18 protein-coding genes are annotated in these 18,829 nt (G+C 65.9%); 16 read left to right on the top strand and 2 right to left on the bottom strand.

Annotated elements, in window-relative coordinates:
* Nucleotide 1 precedes the first annotated feature (1 nt).
* The 14 genes from U5A67_RS12260 to U5A67_RS12195 are packed head-to-tail and all read left to right on the top strand — an operon-like array spanning nt 2 to nt 15,043.
* Nucleotides 2-640, top strand: a complete 639-nt coding sequence (locus U5A67_RS12260; RefSeq protein ID WP_321814952.1) for a hypothetical protein — start codon at nt 2-4, stop codon at nt 638-640.
* Nucleotides 637-2,346: an AMP-binding protein gene (locus U5A67_RS12255; RefSeq protein WP_321814953.1), complete on the top strand. Its 1,710-nt coding sequence runs from the start codon at nt 637-639 to the stop codon at nt 2,344-2,346. The genes U5A67_RS12260 and U5A67_RS12255 overlap by 4 nt, the downstream gene beginning before the upstream one ends.
* Nucleotides 2,343-4,073: a glycosyltransferase family 2 protein gene (locus U5A67_RS12250; protein WP_321814954.1), complete on the top strand. Its 1,731-nt coding sequence runs from the start codon at nt 2,343-2,345 to the stop codon at nt 4,071-4,073. Before U5A67_RS12255 ends, U5A67_RS12250 begins: the two co-directional genes overlap by 4 nt.
* The gene (locus U5A67_RS12245; RefSeq protein ID WP_321814955.1) at nt 4,060-5,670 is read left to right on the top strand and encodes an aromatic amino acid ammonia-lyase; all 1,611 of its coding nucleotides are present in this window, start codon (nt 4,060-4,062) and stop codon (nt 5,668-5,670) included. The genes U5A67_RS12250 and U5A67_RS12245 overlap by 14 nt, the downstream gene beginning before the upstream one ends.
* Nucleotides 5,667-6,101, top strand: coding sequence for a thioesterase family protein (locus U5A67_RS12240; RefSeq protein WP_321814956.1), 435 nt, complete (start codon nt 5,667-5,669; stop codon nt 6,099-6,101). Before U5A67_RS12245 ends, U5A67_RS12240 begins: the two co-directional genes overlap by 4 nt.
* Nucleotides 6,089-6,757: an outer membrane lipoprotein carrier protein LolA gene (locus U5A67_RS12235; protein WP_321814957.1), complete on the top strand. Its 669-nt coding sequence runs from the start codon at nt 6,089-6,091 to the stop codon at nt 6,755-6,757. Before U5A67_RS12240 ends, U5A67_RS12235 begins: the two co-directional genes overlap by 13 nt.
* Nucleotides 6,757-9,174, top strand: a complete 2,418-nt coding sequence (locus tag U5A67_RS12230) for an MMPL family transporter (RefSeq protein WP_321814958.1) — start codon at nt 6,757-6,759, stop codon at nt 9,172-9,174. The genes U5A67_RS12235 and U5A67_RS12230 overlap by 1 nt, the downstream gene beginning before the upstream one ends.
* Nucleotides 9,174-10,379, top strand: a complete 1,206-nt coding sequence (locus U5A67_RS12225; RefSeq protein ID WP_321814959.1) for a beta-ketoacyl-ACP synthase — start codon at nt 9,174-9,176, stop codon at nt 10,377-10,379. The genes U5A67_RS12230 and U5A67_RS12225 overlap by 1 nt, the downstream gene beginning before the upstream one ends.
* Nucleotides 10,376-10,843, top strand: coding sequence for a hotdog family protein (locus U5A67_RS12220; protein ID WP_321814960.1), 468 nt, complete (start codon nt 10,376-10,378; stop codon nt 10,841-10,843). Before U5A67_RS12225 ends, U5A67_RS12220 begins: the two co-directional genes overlap by 4 nt.
* Entirely contained in the window at nt 10,840-11,565 is a 726-nt protein-coding gene (locus U5A67_RS12215) for a 3-ketoacyl-ACP reductase FabG2 (RefSeq protein WP_321814961.1), read from the top strand. Before U5A67_RS12220 ends, U5A67_RS12215 begins: the two co-directional genes overlap by 4 nt.
* Complete coding sequence (locus tag U5A67_RS12210) at nt 11,565-12,791, top strand: beta-ketoacyl-ACP synthase (protein WP_321814962.1); 1,227 nt, start codon at nt 11,565-11,567, stop codon at nt 12,789-12,791. Before U5A67_RS12215 ends, U5A67_RS12210 begins: the two co-directional genes overlap by 1 nt.
* 2 nt (nt 12,792-12,793) lie before the next feature.
* Complete coding sequence (locus U5A67_RS12205) at nt 12,794-14,056, top strand: beta-ketoacyl synthase N-terminal-like domain-containing protein (protein WP_321814963.1); 1,263 nt, start codon at nt 12,794-12,796, stop codon at nt 14,054-14,056.
* Nucleotides 14,057-14,091: 35 nt separating this feature from the next.
* Nucleotides 14,092-14,565 carry a signal peptidase gene (locus U5A67_RS12200; protein ID WP_321814964.1) on the top strand — a complete coding sequence of 158 codons (474 nt, stop codon included), beginning with the start codon at nt 14,092-14,094 and terminating at the stop codon, nt 14,563-14,565.
* A gap of 40 nt (nt 14,566-14,605) precedes the next feature.
* Nucleotides 14,606-15,043 (top strand): excinuclease ABC subunit A, encoded by a 438-nt coding sequence (locus U5A67_RS12195; protein ID WP_205980963.1) that lies wholly within the window; start codon nt 14,606-14,608, stop codon nt 15,041-15,043.
* A gap of 84 nt (nt 15,044-15,127) precedes the next feature.
* Here U5A67_RS12195 and U5A67_RS12190 read toward each other — a convergent pair whose 3' ends face one another.
* A complete protein-coding gene (locus U5A67_RS12190) occupies nt 15,128-15,868 on the bottom strand; it encodes a class I SAM-dependent methyltransferase (RefSeq protein ID WP_321814979.1) in 741 nt (246 codons plus the stop codon).
* Between the two features lie 141 nt (nt 15,869-16,009).
* Between U5A67_RS12190 and U5A67_RS12185 the strand changes: the two genes are divergently transcribed.
* Nucleotides 16,010-17,275: an NAD(P)/FAD-dependent oxidoreductase gene (locus U5A67_RS12185; protein ID WP_205980962.1), complete on the top strand. Its 1,266-nt coding sequence runs from the start codon at nt 16,010-16,012 to the stop codon at nt 17,273-17,275.
* A gap of 22 nt (nt 17,276-17,297) precedes the next feature.
* Here U5A67_RS12185 and U5A67_RS12180 read toward each other — a convergent pair whose 3' ends face one another.
* Nucleotides 17,298-18,326 (bottom strand): porin, encoded by a 1,029-nt coding sequence (locus U5A67_RS12180; RefSeq protein WP_321814965.1) that lies wholly within the window; start codon nt 18,324-18,326, stop codon nt 17,298-17,300.
* A 221-nt stretch (nt 18,327-18,547) separates the two neighbouring features.
* Here U5A67_RS12180 and U5A67_RS12175 point away from each other — a divergent pair, with 221 nt between their 5' ends.
* On the top strand, nt 18,548-18,763 hold the full coding sequence (locus U5A67_RS12175) for a DUF3820 family protein (protein ID WP_321814966.1): 216 nt from the start codon (nt 18,548-18,550) through the stop codon (nt 18,761-18,763).
* The last annotated feature ends 66 nt before the right edge of the window (nt 18,764-18,829 follow it).

The following is an 18,829-nucleotide window of genomic DNA, read 5'->3' as shown; positions in this document are numbered from 1 at the left end:
GATGGTTCGTTCCGGGCATGGCGCCCAGGCCGCATCAGCATCGGGCGTCGCGCGCGCGCAGGGCATGCTGAGACTGCTCGCGAAGCTCGCGTATCCGGTCGTGATTCTCTGCGCGTGGCGCTGGGATTCGCCGCGTCTCGTCGGCGTGATGCTGCTGGTGCTGCTCTGGCTGCAGCGCGTGGCGGGCACGGGCGCGATTGCGGCGCAGTTGCGCAAGCTCACGCCGGTGGACTGGGGCGTAGCCATCACCCTTAACCTCGCTTCGGTGGCGATTGTGTTCACCAATAGCGAACTGATCATGCGTTTGTATCCTGCATTTGTGAATCTCGGGTTGCTCGTGGCGTTCGGCGCGACGCTTGTCAAAGGACCGTCGATGATCGAGAAGTTCGCCCAGCGGAATTTCCCCGAACCGCCCGCGCATATCGTGCGCTACACGCGCCGCGTCACGCAGGTCTGGTGCGCGTTTTTCGCCGTCAACGGCGTGTTTTCCGCATGGACCGCGCTCGACTGGCCGGTTCGGCTGTGGTCGCTCTATAACGGCGCGATTGCCTATGGCCTGATCGGCGTGCTGATCGTGGGCGAGATCGCCTGGCGCAAATGGATCGTGCTGCCGCGCGCGGCCCGGCTGGAGGTTCTGTGATCGCGTTGCACGAATTGCTCGCGGTGCCGTGCCGCGAGCCGCAGGCCGTGGTGAGCATCGACGGCGCGAACCTTACGCGCTTCGGCGCGTTCCGCGCGCAGGCCTCGGGTATTGCTGCGCGGCTGCGCGAACGCACGGGCCAGCGCGTCGCACTCTGGAGCGACGATCCCTACCATTTCGCCTGCGCGCTGTATGGCGTGCTGGCGGCGGGCAAGGTGCCGGTGATCCCCGCGAATGCCACGCCGGGCTATCTCGCCGATCTGCGCGACGCCTACGATTTTCTGCTCGACGACAGCGAGATCGCGCCGTGGTGCGCCGATACGGCGGCCGCTCCGCAAGCGTCTTGCGACGCAATCGACTCAATCGACGCGAGCGCGCCGCTGATTCTCTTCACCTCCGGCAGCAGCGGCACGCCCAAGCCGGTGCACAAGACGCTCGCGCAATTCGATGCCGAAGTCTGCACGCTCGAAGCCGAATGGGGCGCGCTCGCCGCCGGGGCAACGGTGCTGGCCAGCGTGCCGCATCACCATATCTACGGGCTGCTGTTCCGGGTGTTCTGGCCGCTGGCGGCCGGGCGGCCGTTCGATCGCGCGACCTGTGCAGAGCCGCGGCAACTGCAGGCGCGCATGACCCAATGCGGCGAAAGCGTCGTAGTGTCCACGCCCGCGCAACTGTCGCGCTGGCCCGATCTGCCGGGTTTCGCCGCGCTGGCACCGCAGCCGCGTGCGTTTTTCTCATCGGGTGGCCCGCTTGCGCTCGACGCTGCGCAACGCTATGCCGAAACGTTCGGCGCAGCGCCGCTGGAGATTTACGGCAGCACGGAAACCGGCGGCATTGCATGGCGACGTCAGAGCGAAACCGATGCCTGGACGCCGATGCAAGGCATCCGCGTGCGTGCGGCCGCCGCGCAAGAGGGCGGCGCGCTCGAAGTGTGTTCGGCGCATCTGGGCCACGCTGCCTGGCATCGCACCGACGATAAAGCCGCCTTCGACGATCAGGGACGGTTCCGCCTGCAAGGCCGCCTCGACCGCGTGGTCAAGCTCGACGGCAAGCGCGTATCGCTCGGCGAAATGGAAAGCCGTCTGCTGCTGCATCCCGATATCGCCGAGGTGAGAACCGTGCCGCTCGCAGGCGCCGCGCGCCAGCGCATCGGCGCGTTGATCGTGCTGTCCGCGCAGGGCCGCGAGCGCTTGCAGCGCGACGGCCGCGTCGCGCTCGTGAAGGCCTTGCGCCGCCATCTCGCCGCGTGGTTCGATGCGGTCGTGCTGCCGCGTCACTGGCGCATTCGCCGCGCGCTGCCGCTCGATGCGCGCGGCAAGGTGCAGGCGCAGGCTGTCGCGCAGGCATTCACCGCTCGCGAAGAAGGGTTCGAGTTGCTGGCGGAATGGGACGATGCGCAGGCGCGCGTGTTCGAACTGCGCGTGCCCCACACGCTCGTGCATTTCGCCGGCCACTTTCCGGGCTTGCCGATCCTGCCGGGCGTGGTTCAGGTGGACTGGGCGCTGCGGCTTGCCGATGAATGGCTGCCAGGCGTGCGCACGCTCGCCTCGGTCGATCAACTGAAATTCATGGCGCCGGTGCCGCCCGGCGTGCTGCTCACACTCAAGCTGACGCACGACGCCGCGCGTCGGCGCGTCGCGTTCGTGTGGCGCTTCGGCGAGCGCGATTGCGCCTCGGGCGCCATCGTGTACCGGGAGCCCGCATGAGCCTCGCGGCCTGTATCGTTATTCCGATCTACAACCACAAGGACGCCATCGGCGACACCGTGGCGAACCTGATCGTTCACGGCCTGCCGCTGTTCGTCGTCGACGATGGCAGCGACGAAGCCACCCAGCAGGTGCTCGCCGGTCTCGCGCTGCGTTATGGCAGCCAGCTCACGCTGCTGCGCCTGCCCGTCAACGGCGGCAAAGGCGCGGCGGTGATGGCGGGACTGCGCGCGGCGCGCAACGCGGGCTATACGCACGCCTTGCAGATCGATGCCGATGGCCAGCACGACGCCGCCGACGTGCCGCGTTTTCTCGCCGCCGCCCAGGCGAAACCGCACGCGGTCGTGCTCGGCCGGCCCGTGTACGACGAGAGCGTGCCAAAGGCGCGCCTCTATGGCCGCTATCTCACGCATGTCTGGGTGTGGATCGAGACGCTGTCCCTGAGGATCCGCGATTCGATGTGCGGCTTCCGGCTTTATCCGCTCGATCTCGCCTGCGCGCTGATCGACCGCGTGAAGCTGCCCGAGCGCATGGATTTCGATATCGAGATTCTCGTGCGTCTGCACTGGCGCGGCGTCGAATTCGTGTCGATTCCCACCGCCGTCACCTATGCCGCCGATGGCGTCTCGCACTTCGACGTGCTGTGGGACAACGTACGCATCAGCCGCAGCCATACGCGGCTCGTCGCGGGCATGCTCGTGCGGCTGCCGTTGCTGCTCGCGCACAAGGTTCTGCCGCGCCGCGTGCGCGGCGACGGCACGCAGGCGCCGTGGTGGCGCCGGGCGGAGCGCGGCAGCCGTCTGGGCATGCGTCTGCTGGCGTTGAGTTGTCGTCTGTTCGGGCGGCGCTTCACGTCGCTCTGGCTGCATCCGATCGTCGCGTACTTTCTGCTCACGGGTCGTCCGGCGCGCGAGGCGTCGCGGCGCTATTTCGATCGACTCGCGCAGTACGCGCAATCCGCGCAAGCCGCACCGTTGCAGCACGACACGCCGCGTCCGGGCTGGCTCACGTCGTACCGCCATATGCTCGCGTTCGCGCAATCGGGTTTCGACAAGCTTGCCGCCTGGAGCGGCCGGGTCGATCTCGCCGATGTGCCGGTCGACGACGCCGGCGCGCTCGACGCGCTGCTCGCGAGCGGGCGCGGCGCGCTCGTGATCGGCTCGCATCAGGGCAATCTGGAGATGGCGCGCGCGCTTGCCGTGCGCGGCGCGCAGACGAAGGTGACGGCGATCGTCTACACGGAGCACGCGAAGCGTTTCAACAGCGTGCTGGCGGGCGCGCATCGCGATTTCGCGCAGCATCTCGTGCCGGTGAGCGACTTCGGTCCGCAGACCGCGCTGATGATGCAGGAGCGTATCGAGCGCGGCGAATTGCTGGTGATCGTCGGCGACCGCACGCCCGCGCACGAAAGCGGACGCACGACCGAGGCGCAGTTCCTCGGCGAGAAGGCGCCGTTCGCGCAAGGGCCCTACGTGCTCGCGCATGCGCTCGGATGTCCCGTCTATCTGCTGTTCTGCCTGAAAGAGCGCGGTGGCTACCGGATCTATTTCGAGCCGTTCGCGGAGCGCATCGATTTGCCGCGCCGCGGTCGTGCCGAACATATCGCGGCCTGGGCGCAGCGCTTTGCGAACCGCCTCGAACACTATTGCCGCAAGGCGCCTTATCAATGGTTCAATTTTTACGATTTCTGGGCGCGGCCCAACGGGAAAACCCATGGCCGACCATGACCTGAACGATGCGGCGCTTGCAGACGCAACGGCACGCCGGACCGCAACCGTGATCATTGGCGCTCGCCGTCTGACGATCGAGGACGTCGTGGCGGTGGCGCGCGAAGGCGCTGCCGTGCAACTGAGCGACGACCCGGCCTGGCGCGCACGCATCGCGCGCGGCGCGGAATTTCTGCGCCGTCATCTGGACGCGGGCGCCACGGTCTACGGCGTCAACACCGGCTATGGCGACGCCTGCGTGGTCGATGTGCCGATGGCGCTCGTCGAGGCTTTGCCGCTGCAGCTCACGCGTTATCACGGCTGCGGCATGGGCGAGTATCTGGACGATGCGTCCGCGCTGGCCGTGATCGCCGCGCGCCTGAATTCGCTGGCTTATGGGCTCTCGGGCGTGCGTCCGGTGCTGCTCGAACGGCTGGCCGATCTGATCAATCATCGCGTGCTGCCGCGCATTCCCGCCGAGGGTTCGGTGGGCGCGAGCGGCGACCTCACGCCGCTGTCGTATGTGGCGGCGGCGCTGGCCGGCGAGCGCGACGTGCAGTTTCGCGGCGCATCCTGCGCGGCGCGCGACGCATGGCAGGCGCTCGGCCACTCGCCGCTTACGCTGGCGCCCAAGGAAGGTCTCGCGCTCATGAACGGCACGGCCGTGATGACCGGGCTCGCGTGTCTCGCGTTCGCGCGGGCGGCGCAACTGGCCCGCCTGTGCGCGCGTCTCACCGCGCTCGCGACGGTGGCGCTCGACGGCCGCGCGGCGCATTTCGACGCCCTGATCTTCGAAGCCAAGCCGCACGCCGGGCAGGGCGAGGCTGCGGCGTGGATTCGCGCGGATCTGGCCGGGCGTCCCGATACACCGGGCCATCGGTTGCAGGACCGCTATTCGATCCGCTGCGCGCCGCATGTGATTGGCGTGCTGGGCGATGCGCTGACGTGGATGCGCCGCGACATCGAAAACGAACTCAACAGCGCCAACGACAACCCGCTGATCGATCCCGACGGCGAGCGCGTGCTGCACGGCGGCAACTTCTACGGCGGTCATATCGCGTTCGCGATGGACGGGCTGAAAACCGCCGTGGCCAATCTCGCCGACTTGATGGACCGCCAGCTTGCGCTGCTCGTCGACGACAAGTTCAACAACGGCCTGCCGCGCAACCTGACCGGCGCGAGCGCGGCGCGTGCGGCGATCAATCACGGCTTCAAGGCGGTGCAGATTTCGTCGTCGGCGTGGACGGCGGAGGCGCTCAAGCACACGATGCCCGCCAGCGTGTTCTCGCGCTCCACCGAAGCGCACAACCAGGACAAGGTGAGCATGGGGACGATCGCGGCGCGCGACTGTCTGCGCGTGTTGCAGTTGACCGAGCAGGTCGCGGCGGCGCATGCGCTCGCCACGGTGCAGGCAGCGCGCCTGCGTCTGCGAGGCAACGCGGCCACGGTCATTCCCGAACCGCTGCGCGTTTTCATGGACGCGGTCGAGGCAAGCTCGCCGTTCGTCGACGAAGACCGCGCGCTCGAACACGAACTGCGGGCCATGACGGAGCGCATCGCCGCTGGAGATTTCATCGGCGATATGAATGGCAGCAGAGTTAGCGGAGAACCTGTATGAGCGTGGCAGACAAAGCGGTACTCAGCGCGAGTACGACGTTCGAAGTGCCGTTTCATGACGTCGATGCCATGCACGTCTGCTGGCACGGACACTATCTGAAGTACTTCGAATTCGGCCGCGCGGCGCTGCTGCGCAAATTCGATTACGACTATCGCGAGATGGAAGCTTCGGGCTATGTCTGGCCCGTGGTCGAAGCGCATCTGAAGTTTGTGCGGCCTGCGGTCTATGGGCAGCAACTCGAGGTGTGCGCGCATCTGGTCGAGTACGCGAATCGCCTGAAAATCAGCTACGAGATTTTCGATTGCGTCTCGCGCGAGCGGCTTACCAAGGGCTTCACGATTCAGGTCGCGGTGCACGCCGGCACGAAGGAGTTGCAGTTCGTATCGCCGCCTGTGGTGACGGAAAAACTGGAGCGCGCATGGGCAAGCTGAAGCAGGGTCTCGCGCTTGCGGCGCTGCTCGCGCTACAGGCGGCGTGGGCACCGGCCTATGCTGCAACCGCTGCGCCGGCTGCCGCCACTAACGACGCCGATGCCGCCCTCGTCGCGCAGATCGCCGCGCGTCTTGCGCATGCGAAGGGCGTGCGCGCGCGCTTCACGCAGACGCAGACGCTCGCCGCCATGAAGGCGCCGCTCGTGAGCACCGGTTCGATGCTGTTTTTCCGCGACCGCGGGTTGATCTGGCAGATCGACACGCCTTACCGGAAAACCTGGGTCATGCGCGATGGCGGCCTGACGGTGCTCGATGCGTCGGGCAAGCGCGTCGCTGGCGGCTCGCAGCAGGGTGCGCGCGGCGCGACCGAGATCGGCAAGATGATGCGCTCGATGCTGGGCGGCGATCTGAGCGCGTTGTATTCGCAATTCGATGTGCAGGCGCGCGGCACGCCCGCGCGCTGGGAGATGCGGCTCGTGCCGCGTCAGCCGCAGATCGCGCAGGCGCTGCGCGGCATCGACATGCAAGGCGGCGATTTCCTGCAAAGCCTGCGCATCACGCTCGCCAATGGCGACCTCACGCAGTTCGACTTCAGCGGCAGCGCCGAAGTAATCGAACTCGCGCCCGCCGACCAGACGCTGTTCGGAACGCCATAGTGGATTCGCCCGAGATTCGTATCGCAAATGCTGCCTGGCGGCAATGGACGTTGCGCGCGGCGTGGCTGCTGCTCGCGGTGGCCGCCGCGCTTTACTGCGGCTGGCGCTTCGCCGGGCCGTCGCCGTTGCAGACCAATCTGCTCGCCCTGTTGCCCGCGACCGAAGCCGATCCGGTGGCCGAAGAGGCCGTCGATCAGCTTGCCGGCGTACTCGGCAATCGCGCCGTGCTGCTCGTGTCCAGCGACGATGACGCGCACGCCAAAGCCGCGGCGCTGCAACTGGGCGCGTCACTGACGGCGAGCCACGCGTTCGCCTCGGTCACGGCGCGCATTCCGCCGTTCGACCTCGGTCGCATCGCGCGCTTCTATATGCCGTACCGCTTCGGCCTGCTTACTCCGGACGACCGCGCGAACCTTGCGCAGGCCGGCGGCCCGCAGGCGCTGGGCGGCGCGCTGACCGAACGTCTCTACGGCATGCCGGGCGCGGGCCTCGCGACGCCGCTTGCCGACGATCCGTTCGGCTGGCTCCAGCACTGGCTGGCGGGCCTGCCGCTCGCGGCATCGAATCTCACCGTCGAAGATGGCTTGCTGGTCGCGCATCGCGGCGCTGCGACGAGCGTGCTCGTGGTGGGCACGCTGCCGGGCTCGGCCTACGAGTCGAGCGTCCAGCAAGGCGTGCTGCACGCCGTCACGCAGGGCGAAAGCGCGCTCAAGTCCGCGTGGCCCGACGTTTCGGTCGCGCGCACGGGGGCGGTGTTCTACGCCGAATCCGCGCGCCGGGCTTCCGAGCGCGACGTGCACGTGATCGGCATTGTTTCGGCGGTGGGCATCGCGTTGCTGATGCTGTGGATTTTCCGCTCGCCGCGCCTGCTCCTGCTGGGTTTCGTGTCGACGGCGCTGGGCATTCTGTGCGCGCTCGCCGCCACCATGCTGATTTTCGGCAAGCTGCATCTGCTGACGCTGGTGTTCGGCGCGAGCCTGATCGGCGAAGCGGTCGATTATTCGATTCAGTATTTCGTCGTCTATCTGGGCGCGCGACAGGGCTGGAACGCCAAGCGCGGCGCGCGCGAGGTGTTGCCCGCGCTGGGCGTGGCGCTGGCCACGAGTCTGCTGGGCTACGCGATCCTGACTTTCGCGCCGTTTCCGGCGCTCAAGCAGATCGCCTGCTTTGCGATCGTCGGCATCTTTACGGCTTTTGCTTCGGTGCTCGGTCTGTTGCCGAGCCTGATGACGCGTCCCGCGCGCCGCAGTCCGCAGACGCTGTTCGCCGTGGCGGCGACGCTGCTCGCGAAGTGGCATGCGCTGATCGGCGGCCGGCGCGCTTTCGTGCTGGCGCTGGCGATCGTGATCGTCGCGGTGCCGGGCTGGCTGCAACTGCGCAGCGACGACGATATCCATCTGCTGATCCAGCGCGATGCGTCGCTGGTGGCGCAGGAGCGCGTGGTGAGCGCCGCAGTGGGCGTCGATAACAGCGCGCAGTTCTTTGTGGTGCGCGGCGCCTCGCCGGAAGCGGTGCTCGAACGCGCCGAAGCGCTGTGCGCGCGTCTGGGCGCGCTCCCGGGCGATGTGGCGCTGCGCGGCTGGCAGTCGGTTACGTCCTTCGTGCCTTCGGCGCAGCAGCAGCGCGCCGATCGCGCCTTGCTGGGCGCGCACGTATTCGCCGATCGGACCGCGTTGCGCGCGATGTTGAGCGCCGCCGGATTTCGCGACGATATCGCCCAGAGCTGGCCCGAAGCGTGGTCCCAGTCGGGTACGAAGACGCTCGGTGTGAACGACTGGCTGGCCGAGCCGTGGTCGCAGCCGTTCCGGCATCTGTGGCTCGGCCGCCCGGCCAGCACGCCGGATGCGTTCGCGGCGGTGGTGATACCGCAAGGGGTGTCGACGACGAACGAACCCGCGCTGCGCGCGCTGGCGCAGACCCTGCCCGGCGTGAGTTTCGTCGATAAGGCCGCGAGCGTGTCGCATCTCTTCGGGGTCTACCGGCAGGACGGCGCGCTCTGGCTCGCAGGCGCGCTGGTGCTCGTGCTGGCGTTGCTGATGCTGCGCTACGGCTGGCGCGCGGCGTTCGCGGTTGCGCTGCCCGTGTGGCTCGCGATCGGCGTGACGCTGGCGGCGTTCGGCTACGCGCATATCCGCATCAATCTCTTCAACCTGCTGGCGCTGATGCTGGTGCTCGGCGTGGGCGCGAACTACGCGGTGTTTCTGCGCGAAGGCGCGATGCGCGCCGGTGCCGATATCGGCGCGGTCTGGACCGGCGTGCTGCTGTCGGCGGCGACCACCTTGCTGTCCTTCGGCATGCTCGCGATGACGTCGATGCCCGCGCTCAAGAGCTTCGGCGCGACCTTGTCGCTCGGCATCATGGTGTCGGTGCTGCTTGCGCCGGTCGGCATGGCCTCGATTCCAAGGAGAAACACGTAATGGCGCTGTCAGCCTCCCGGTCGGCTTTGCGGCCCGCTTCCAAGCCCGCTTATCTGCATGCGCTCGGCATGGTCAACGCACTGGGCGACGACGTCGCGGCGATCGTCGATGCGCTCGCACGCGGCGAAGCGCCCGGTATGGGGCCGATCGCGACGCGCATCGGCACGGCGTTCGCGGGCAGCGTGAAGACGCCGCTCGATGTCGCGCCGCCCGCGGCGCTCGCGCAGTACGACTGCCGCAACAATCGTCTGCTGCTGGCCGCGCTCGCCCAGATCGCGCCCGCCATCGACGCGGCGCGCGAGCGCTACGGCTCGGGGCGCATCGGCGTCGTGCTCGGTACGAGCACCTCGGGCATCAGCGCGGCGGAAGCGGTGTTCACGCAAGCCGGCGCAGCGCCTGCCGCCGCCTTCGACTATCGGCAGATGGAAATCGGCACGGCCGCGCCGTTTGCCGCCGCCGCGCTGGGGCTGGGCGGCCCGGCGTTCACGATCTCCACGGCCTGCACGTCGAGCGCCAAGGCCTTCGTCGCGGCGCGCCGCCTGCTGCGCGCGAATCTGTGCGACGCAGTCGTGGTCGGTGGCGTCGACACGCTTTGCGAACTCACGCTGCAAGGGTTCGCCGCGCTCGAATCGACCAGCGCCGTGCGCACCAATCCGATGAGCGCGAACCGTTGCGGCATCAACATCGGCGAAGGTGCGGCGGTGTTTCTGATGAGCCGCGAAGAAGGCGCGGTGCGGCTCGCGGGCGCGGGCGAATCGAGCGATGCGCACCATATTTCGGCACCCGATCCGCAGGGCACGGGCGGCGAAATCGCGCTGCGCGCGGCGCTGGCGGATGCGGGTATCGGCGCCGATGTGATCGGCTACGTCAATCTGCACGCCACCGCGACGATCAAGAACGACCAGATGGAAGCGCAGCTGATGGCGCGCGTCTTTCCCGATGGCGTGGCCGCGAGCGGCACGAAGCCCTTGACGGGCCACACGCTGGGTGCAGCGGGCGCGACCGAAGCCGCTCTCGCCTGGCTCACGCTCGCGCGCGCCGACGTCGCGCTGCCGCGCCACGTGTGGGACGGGCACGCCGATCCCAGCTTGCCGCCGCTCGATTTCGTCGAGTCGGTGCGCTACTTGCCGCCGGGATGCCAGTACGTCATGAGCAATTCGTTCGCGTTCGGCGGCAGCAACGTCTCACTGGTGCTTGCACGATGACCACAGAACTGTTCCCGCCGATCGAATCGATCATTCCGCACCGCGGCACGATGCTGCTGCTCGACGCCGTGTGCGCGTGCAGCGACGAATCGCTCACGGCACAGGCGAGCGTGCGCGCCGACGCCTGGTACGCCGATGGCGCGGGCGCGATGCCCGCGTGGATCGGCATCGAATTGATGGCGCAGGCGATTGCGGCGCACGTGGGCCTGTTGTCGATGCGCGAAGGCAAAGCGGCGCGCCCGGGCGTGCTGCTCGGCACGCGCCGCTATACGGCGATGCGCCCGGCGTTCGCCAGCGGCGCATTGCTGCGCGTGAGCGTCAACGAACTGCTGCGCAGCGCCGAAGGCCACGGCGCCTACGGCTGCACCATCGAACAGCATGGCGAGCTGTGCGCCGAGGCTACGGTCAAGGTGTATCAGCCGCACGATTTTCAGACTTTCATCGAGGAAAATTCCCGACCATGAACCGGCGTGTTCTCGTTACCGGCGCCAGCCGCGGCATTGGCCGCGCGATTGCGTATCAACTGGCCGCGGACGGCTTCGCCGTTACCGTGCATTGCCGCACGGGCCTCAATGAAGCGCAGGCCGTCACGGCCGGCATTACTGCGCAAGGCGGCACGGCGAGCGTCCTGCAATTCGACGTGCGCGATCGCGCCGCGTGCCGCGGCGCGCTCGAAGCGGATGTCGACGCGCACGGCGCGTATTACGGCATCGTCTGTTGCGCGGGCGTGACGCGCGACGCCGCCTTTCCGGCGCTGACCGAGGAAGACTGGGACATCGTGCTGGAAACCGGGCTCGACGCGTTCTACAACGTCGTGCATCCGCTTGTCATGCCGATGGTGCGTGCGCGCAAAGGCGGGCGCATCGTCACGGTGGCGTCGGTGTCGGGCGTGACCGGCAATCGCGGCCAGGTGAACTACAGCGCCGCGAAAGCCGGCCTGATCGGCGCGACCAAGGCGCTTGCGGTCGAACTGGCCACGCGCAATATCACGGTCAACAGCGTCGCGCCCGGGCTCGTGGACACCGGCATGCTCGACGAAGTGCCGCTCGATCACGCGCTCAAGGCCGTGCCGATGAACCGCGTGGGACAGCCCGCCGAAGTCGCCGCCGTGGTGGGCTTCCTGATGTCCGATGCGGCGTCTTACGTCACGCGTCAGGTGATCGGCGTGAACGGAGGGATGGTCTGATGCGGCGCGTCGTCGTGACCGGCATGGGCGGCGTCACCGCGCTCGGCGACCGGTGGGAGCAGGTGGAAGCGGCGCTCGAACGCGGCGTCAATGCCGTGCGGCGGGTGCACGACTGGGATTACATCGAGCAGCTGCATACGCGCCTCGCGTGCCCGCTGCCGAAGTTCGAGATGCCGGTGCACTATCCGCGCAAGAAGACGCGCTCGATGGGGCCGGTGTCGCTCTACGCGGTGCGGGCGAGCGAATACGCACTCGCCGATGCCGGTCTGCTCGACGATGCGTCGATCAAGGACGGCCGCATGGGCGTGGCGTATGGTTCTTCGTCCGGTTCGGTCGAGCCGATCCGTGCGTTCGGCAAGATGCTCGAAACCGGCTCGATGAGCGACGTGACCTCGAACAGCTACGTGCAGATGATGCCGCATACGACCGCGGTGAACGTGAGCCTGTTCTGGGATCTGAAGGGCCGCGTCGTGCCCACTTCCTGCGCCTGCGCGTCGGGCAGCCAGGCGATTGGCTACGCGTACGAAATGATCGCCAGCGGCAAGCAGACGCTGATGCTGGCGGGCGGCGCCGAGGAGCTTTCGGGCCCGGCCGTAGCGGTGTTCGACATGCTCTACGCCACCAGCACGCGCAACGACGAGCCGCAGCAGACGCCGCGTCCGTTCGATGCCGCGCGTGACGGCCTGGTGGTGGGCGAAGGCGCCGCGACGCTCGTGCTCGAGGAATACGAGCATGCCGTGGCGCGTGGCGCGCGCATTCACGCGGAAGTCGTGGGCTTCGGCTGCAATTCCGATGGCGCGCATATCACGCAGCCCACGGCGGCGACGATGGCCGTGGCGATGCGCCAGGCGCTCGCCGACGCGAAACTCGCGCCCGAGGCGATCGCCTACGTGAACGCGCACGGCACCTCGACCGATCGCGGCGACATCGCCGAAAGTCACGCTACCGCCGAAACCTTCGGCGCGCGGGTGCCGATCAGCTCGCTCAAGAGCTACATCGGCCATACGCTGGGCGCGTGCGGCGCAATCGAGGCGTGGTGGACGATCGAAATGATGAAGCGCAATCGCTACGCGCCCACGCTCAATCTGAACGAAGTCGATCCGGCCTGCGCGCCGCTCGACTACATCAAGGGCGCAGCGCGCGAGATCGACGCCGATTACGTGATGAGCAATAACTTCGCGTTTGGCGGCGTGAACACTTCGCTGATTTTTGCGCGCGTGCGGTGAGCATGCAGGAATCCTCGATATTCGCTGGATCGACCGGATCGGCTGGATTGCAGCGGGTGGTCGTCACCGGCATGGGGATCGTCTCGTGCCTGGGCAATACGCTGGACGGCGTAGCCGCGCGCCTGCGCGAAGGGCGCGGCGGCATCACGCGCGTGGAGGCCTGGCGCGAGCGCGGCTTCGCGAGTCAGGTGGCGGCGGTCGCAACCGTGGAGGGCGAAACGCCGTTTGCGCGCAAGGCCGAACGCTTTATGGGCGATACCGCGCGCTTTGCTTGCCACGCCGCGCGCAGCGCCATCGCCGATGCGGGTATCGACGAAGCGGCTTTGCGGCATCCGCGTGTTGGCGCGGTGGTCGGCTCGGGCGTCGGCACGATGTCGGCGTATGACGCGGCCATGGCCTGCGCGCAGGCGCGCGGCGTGGACCGCGTGCCGCCCTATACCGTGCCGCAGGCCATGAGCAGTACCGCATCGGCGAATCTCGCGCATGTGTTCGGCATGGAAGGCGTGACGTATTCGCCGTCCTCGGCCTGCACGACATCGGCGCTGGCGATCGGTCAGGCGATGCAGTTGATCCAGACCGGCCGTCAGGATGTGGTGCTGGCGGGCGGCAGCGAGGCGCTGCACGACAACATGACGTTGATGTTCGACGCCATGGGTGCGCTGTCACGCGGCTTCAACGACACGCCTGGGCAGGCGTCGCGGCCCTACGACGTGCGCCGCGATGGCTTCGTGATCGGCTCCGGCGCGGGGGTGCTGGTGCTCGAATCGCTTGCCCACGCGCAGTCGCGCGGCGCGCGTATCTACGCCGAACTGACGGGCTTCGGCCATTGCACGGACGGCGTGCAACTGGTCGCGCCGCAGGCGGGCGGGATTGCGCGCGCGATGCGTGCATCGCTCGACGAAGCGGCCTCATGGCCCGACTACATCAACACGCACGCGCCTTCGACGCCGTCGGGCGATGTCGAGGAACTGCTCGCGCTGCGCGCCGTGTTTGGCGCGGCAGTGCCGGCGTTTTCGTCGACCAAGGCCTTGAGCGGCCATCCGCTTGGCGCCTGCGGGGCGCACGAAGCGATCTACACCTTGCTGATGATGCGCGACGGCTTTATCGCGGGCGCCGTGGGTATCGACGATCTCGATGCGGGCGCGGCGGAAATGCCGCTCGTGCGGGCGACGCGGGAGGCGCGCATGGCTTCGGCGATGTCGGTTTCGTTTGGGTTCGGCGGGAGTTGCGCGAGCCTGATGTTTCGCGCCTGGAACGACAAGTGACGTTACAGGCAACCCTGAAAATGACGAGGAAAACCATGAGAACACCGAGCCTGACACTGAGTGCAGCCGCGCTGATCAGCCTGACGCTGGCCGCTTGCGGCACGGAGCTGAAAACGCTGCCGTTGCAGGGCGCGTTGCATCCCGTTACGTCTGTTACGAATGCCGCGAATGCCGCACCGGCTACGCCGAATGCGGCCTCCGATGTGGCGGTGTACTTCGGTGCGCAGCCGCATGCCGATGTCGTGCACCGTATCGGCGATGCGTCGCACGCTATCCGTGTCGCGCGCGCGACCGACGACGGCGATGTCGCCTGCAACAAGGCGCTCGCGGAAGGACTCGACAAGCTGCGCAACGACGCCCGCGAGAAGAAGGCGAACGCCGTTATCAACGTGACCACGCGCTTTCATGGCAGCCACTCGGAATCGTCCACCGAATTCAACTGCGGTCTGAGCCGCAGCGCCGCGGCGATCGTCGTGAAGGGCGATCTTGTCGTGCTGCAAGCCAATTGATTCATTGACCCAACGGAGAGCAAAAAAGATGAAGAAGCAGATGAAGAAGCTTTGGATGCTGAGCGCGCTGTGCGCCGCTTTCGCGACGTCGCACGTCTACGCGCGCGATTCGGTGAGCACCTATGCAGTGGACGCCGCGCTCAAGAGCGAGCCGGGCAAGGTGAGCGACGATATCGGCCTGTATTTTGCGGGCCAGTCGCATCCGGCCGTGCAGAAAACCATCGGCGAGTTTGCGACCAACAAGAAGACCAATGCGTTCGGCAAGAGCGATGAAGCGGCCTGCCAGCACGTGTTTCTTTCGGCCGTGCTGGAACTGCAGGAACGCGCGCGCAAGGAAGGCGGCAACGCGGTCATCAACATCAAGAGCAATTACAAGAAAGACCTGCGCGCAAGCGCCACGGAATTCACCTGCGGCGCGGGCGCCGTGGTGGCGGGCGTCGCGCTGGTGGGCGACGTCGTGACGCTGAAAGCGAAGTAAGCGCGGAAACGCGCGGCCTGAGATGTTGAAGCGGCGGCGCATGCCAGCACGGGCTGCCGCTTCAATCGGCCTGATCGCTATTTGTCAGACCGTTGCGTCCGCTTTCACGGCTGCCACGTTGACAAGCGTTTCGCGCCGCTTGCCGGGCTTCGGACGATGCAGACCCAGGCGCTCGAACAGCCCGAAGTCGGCGGCACGGCTCCACCACAAATAGGGGAGCGAGACATTGCGCTTTGTGAAGCGGAATCCGCCATGGCGTATCATTTCGAGATACTCGTCGGCGCTTTTCTGCACTTCCATCGGATGGCGGAACAGCAGGCGGATCACCCATGAACGAATGTAGGCCTCGGTGGACTCGGCGAATAACAGGATGCCGCCGGGTTTGAGCACACGATGGAATTCCGCGAGCGCGCGTTCCTGTTCGACCAGGTGATGAAAGGTCTGGTGACAGAACACGATGTCCGCGCTGGCCGAGGGTAGCGGCAGGTTCGCGCAGTCGCCATGCAGTACGTCGAATGCGATTTGCGATGGATTCGGACAGGCACGCGCGGCCTGCCTCGCGAGCTCGAGCGAATCTTCGTGATAGTCGATACCGACGATGCGACGCGGGTGAAACGCCTCTGCGAGCAGGTGAAACGATTTGCCCTGGCCGCAGCCGACATCGACGATCGTAGGAGCCGTGGGCAGAGGCGAGTCGATCAGGCGTTTGAGGTCGTTGATCGCGACACGCAGGACATGATGTTCCCACGTGTGCGTGCGGAGAAACCAGATGCCGAAGGCCGTCTCCGGCACGAACGGCACCTGCTTTGATTCGGAAACCGACATATTTTTTCCCCGATGCATTTCCGGTCCTGGAAGAGAAGGGGCATTGTAATGGCAAGGGCGGCGTGAATGGCGTGAGGTCGACGTCAAAGCGGTCATCGCGTCGCGCATTCATGCGACGCACGCAGGAAGAGCTTAGGAATTATGGAACACAGTCAGGAAGAGACAGTAAAGGACGCTGCGATCCAGCGTGAAACGGTCGACGTGGCCATCATCGGCGCGGGTCCTTCGGGTGCGCTGGCGGCGGCGCTGTTGCGCAAGTCCGGCCGTTCGGTGCTGGTGCTCGAACGTCAGCATTTTCCGCGCTTTTCGATCGGCGAAAGTCTGTTGCCGCAGAGCATGGCGTACCTCGAAGAAGCGGGCATGTTGCAGGCCGTTGTGGAAGCCGGCTTTCAGTACAAGAACGGCGCGCAGTTCGTGTGGCGCGATCGCGCTACGGCCTATGACTTCCGCGATAAACATTCGCCGGGTTGGGGCACGACGTATCAGGTCGAGCGCGCGAAATTCGACGACGTGCTGATTCAATGCGCGGCTCAGCAGGGTGCGCAAGTGCGCTTCGGTCATACGGTGCTGGCGATGCATCCGGGCGACGCGCCGGTGCTCGAAGTGGCCGACGAAAGCGGCGCGCGCTACGACGTTCACGCGCGCTTTGTGCTCGATGCGAGCGGCTTTGGCCGCGTGCTGCCGCGTCTGCTGAATCTGGAAGCGCCAACCGGCATGCCCACGCGCGCGGCGATCTTCAGCCATGTGCGCGACGGCCTCGCACTCGACGACTTCGATCGCAACAAGATCTGCGTCGCGACGCATCCTGAGCATCGCGATGTGTGGTTCTGGATGATTCCGCTGGCGGGCGGCCGCTCGTCGGTGGGCTGCGTGGCCGACGCCGCGTTTCACGACATGCCTGAAGACGAGCGCGAGGCGCGTCTGCGCACGCTGATTCGCGAGGAACCGACGCTGAACCGTTTGATTGGCGACGCCCCTTTCGTGATGCCGGTGCGGCAGATCGGCGGCTATGCGGCCAATGTCGAACGTCTGCACGGGCCGGGTTATGCATTGCTCGGCAACGCGGGAGAGTTTCTCGATCCGGTATTTTCGTCGGGCGTTACGATCGCATTGCGTTCGGCGCGTCAGGCAGTCCAGGTGCTGGAGCGCGTGCTCGAAGGCGAGACTGTGGATTGGCACGCCGACTACGACGTGCCCTTGCGCAAGGGGATCGATACGTTCCGTGCGTTCGTCGAGCGCTGGTACACGGGCGAGTTACAGGACATCATTTATTACCCGCGCCAGACGCCCTTGATTCGACGCATGATCTGCTCGGTGCTCGCGGGTTACGCATGGGATGAGAGCAATCCGTATGTGGCGGAACCGGATCGCCGGCTCAATACCTTGTACGAGGCCTGCAAGTCCTGAGCGAATGGCGCGGCAATACGCATCAGAACTTGTGCGTAATGCCGACGATGACGCCGCGCGCGGTCGCGCCCGGCGTCATGGCGATACCGGAATACTCCGTGCCGTTGAGCGTGTAGCTGGCCTGATTGCGGTTATCGATCAAACCGGCCGCAGCGTAGAGAATCGACGACTTCGAGAGAAAGTATTCATAGGACAGACCGATCTGTTGCGCGTTGTTGCCCTTTCCGGTGCGATCGTGCAGATAACCGTACATCACTGCGATCTCATTGGCCGGATTGAACAGGTAGGAAGCAGAAGCCGAATAGGTGGCTTCATTCTGGCTATGATCGGATTGGGTTTCCGTGTGATAGACCAGATAGAAGCGTGCCGCCTTGACCCGTAACGACGTGACGGCGGTGAAAACCTTCTGCATCGACTTGCCTGTTGCGTTGTCCTGCTGGTCGTAGCCGGCCGCAACGTGCCACGGGCCATTGATGTATTTCACCACCACGTTATAGGTTTGAATGCCGTTGGAGGGCTGCGTGGTGGAGTCGCGCAGGCCCACCAGAAATTGTGCGGTTAGCCCGTGCCAGTCTGGCGTAAACCAGGTAATGGCGTTGCTTGCCCGCACGGAGACGTCGTCGAAATCGTTGAGCGGCGAGGCAATGGATTTCGCAGCCAGCGGATCGATTTCGCCATCCAGATAGAGATATTGCGGCTTCTTTTGCCGGCCAAAGCGCAATTCGCCGAAGCTTCCCGACAAGCCGACCCAGGCAAGACGATTGAATGCGTCGGCTGAATTCTGTGCTGCGCCATTTACGGCGGAAAAGCCTTGTTCCAGCTGGAAATTCACATGAAGGCCACCGCCCAGATCCTCGTGACCGATGAAACCATAGACGGTTGCGAACAGACCGCCCGACGAAGCGCGGATCACATGATTCGCACCGCCGCCGCTCTGATATTCGATGCCGTTATCGACGATGCCGTAGAGCGTAACGGAAGACTGGGCATGGGCGGGCTGGAAGGAAAACGACGAGATCGCGGCGGACGCGGCGAGAAGGGTCTTCTTCATTTATCTCCATGTCTGTTTATTGTCGGCACCCTGACGAATTCGCAAGGCCAGCCCATGGTAGGAAATTGAAGGAGCGGAGTCCCTGCAATAAATGGTGATTCGCTTGAATTTTTTGCTGATGCGAACGTGGTTGCTGCGTGCGGTAATTTGTGGAGTAGTGTGTGGATGGTCGGTTAATTTGACCGGTATGCACGTGGGCAAAGTCGTGCACAATAGCGCGGATGGATACTGCAGACCTTGAACGCCTCGTTACGCTTGCGATGCCCTTTGGGAAGTACAAAGGTCGGCTGATTGCCGATCTGCCTGGGCATTATCTCAACTGGTTTGCACGGGAGGGATTTCCGCCGGGGGAGATTGGCAGGCTGCTCGCGCTGATGCAGGAGATGGATCATAACGGGCTGCGGGGGTTGCTGGTGCCATTGCGGAAGCGGGGGTAGGTTTTGGTTTTGTGGTGTTGGTTTTTGGCATTTCCTTGTTTTCGTGTCGGTCTATTAGCGTTGTCC

The organism is Paraburkholderia sp. J69-1 (assembly GCF_905220255.1).
Taxonomy (GTDB): Bacteria; Pseudomonadota; Gammaproteobacteria; order Burkholderiales; family Burkholderiaceae; genus Paraburkholderia.
This window is presented reverse-complemented; position numbering and strand designations above follow the sequence as displayed.

What these genes read in the sequence shown, in the direction of transcription:
- U5A67_RS12225 (WP_321814959.1), top strand. Translation starts at nt 9,174, where the DNA reads ATGGCGCTGTCAGCCTCCCGGTCGGCTTTGCGGCCCGCTTCCAAGCCC.
- U5A67_RS12250 (WP_321814954.1), top strand. Translation starts at nt 2,343, where the DNA reads ATGAGCCTCGCGGCCTGTATCGTTATTCCGATCTACAACCACAAGGAC.
- U5A67_RS12190 (WP_321814979.1), bottom strand. Translation starts at nt 15,868, where the DNA reads ATGTCGGTTTCCGAATCAAAGCAGGTGCCGTTCGTGCCGGAGACGGCC.
- U5A67_RS12220 (WP_321814960.1), top strand. Translation starts at nt 10,376, where the DNA reads ATGACCACAGAACTGTTCCCGCCGATCGAATCGATCATTCCGCACCGC.
- U5A67_RS12215 (WP_321814961.1), top strand. Translation starts at nt 10,840, where the DNA reads ATGAACCGGCGTGTTCTCGTTACCGGCGCCAGCCGCGGCATTGGCCGC.
- U5A67_RS12180 (WP_321814965.1), bottom strand. Translation starts at nt 18,326, where the DNA reads ATGAAGAAGACCCTTCTCGCCGCGTCCGCCGCGATCTCGTCGTTTTCC.
- U5A67_RS12205 (WP_321814963.1), top strand. Translation starts at nt 12,794, where the DNA reads ATGCAGGAATCCTCGATATTCGCTGGATCGACCGGATCGGCTGGATTG.
- U5A67_RS12260 (WP_321814952.1), top strand. Translation starts at nt 2, where the DNA reads ATGGTTCGTTCCGGGCATGGCGCCCAGGCCGCATCAGCATCGGGCGTC.
- U5A67_RS12210 (WP_321814962.1), top strand. Translation starts at nt 11,565, where the DNA reads ATGCGGCGCGTCGTCGTGACCGGCATGGGCGGCGTCACCGCGCTCGGC.
- U5A67_RS12195 (WP_205980963.1), top strand. Translation starts at nt 14,606, where the DNA reads ATGAAGAAGCTTTGGATGCTGAGCGCGCTGTGCGCCGCTTTCGCGACG.
- U5A67_RS12240 (WP_321814956.1), top strand. Translation starts at nt 5,667, where the DNA reads ATGAGCGTGGCAGACAAAGCGGTACTCAGCGCGAGTACGACGTTCGAA.
- U5A67_RS12235 (WP_321814957.1), top strand. Translation starts at nt 6,089, where the DNA reads ATGGGCAAGCTGAAGCAGGGTCTCGCGCTTGCGGCGCTGCTCGCGCTA.
- U5A67_RS12245 (WP_321814955.1), top strand. Translation starts at nt 4,060, where the DNA reads ATGGCCGACCATGACCTGAACGATGCGGCGCTTGCAGACGCAACGGCA.
- U5A67_RS12185 (WP_205980962.1), top strand. Translation starts at nt 16,010, where the DNA reads ATGGAACACAGTCAGGAAGAGACAGTAAAGGACGCTGCGATCCAGCGT.
- U5A67_RS12175 (WP_321814966.1), top strand. Translation starts at nt 18,548, where the DNA reads ATGGATACTGCAGACCTTGAACGCCTCGTTACGCTTGCGATGCCCTTT.
- U5A67_RS12200 (WP_321814964.1), top strand. Translation starts at nt 14,092, where the DNA reads ATGAGAACACCGAGCCTGACACTGAGTGCAGCCGCGCTGATCAGCCTG.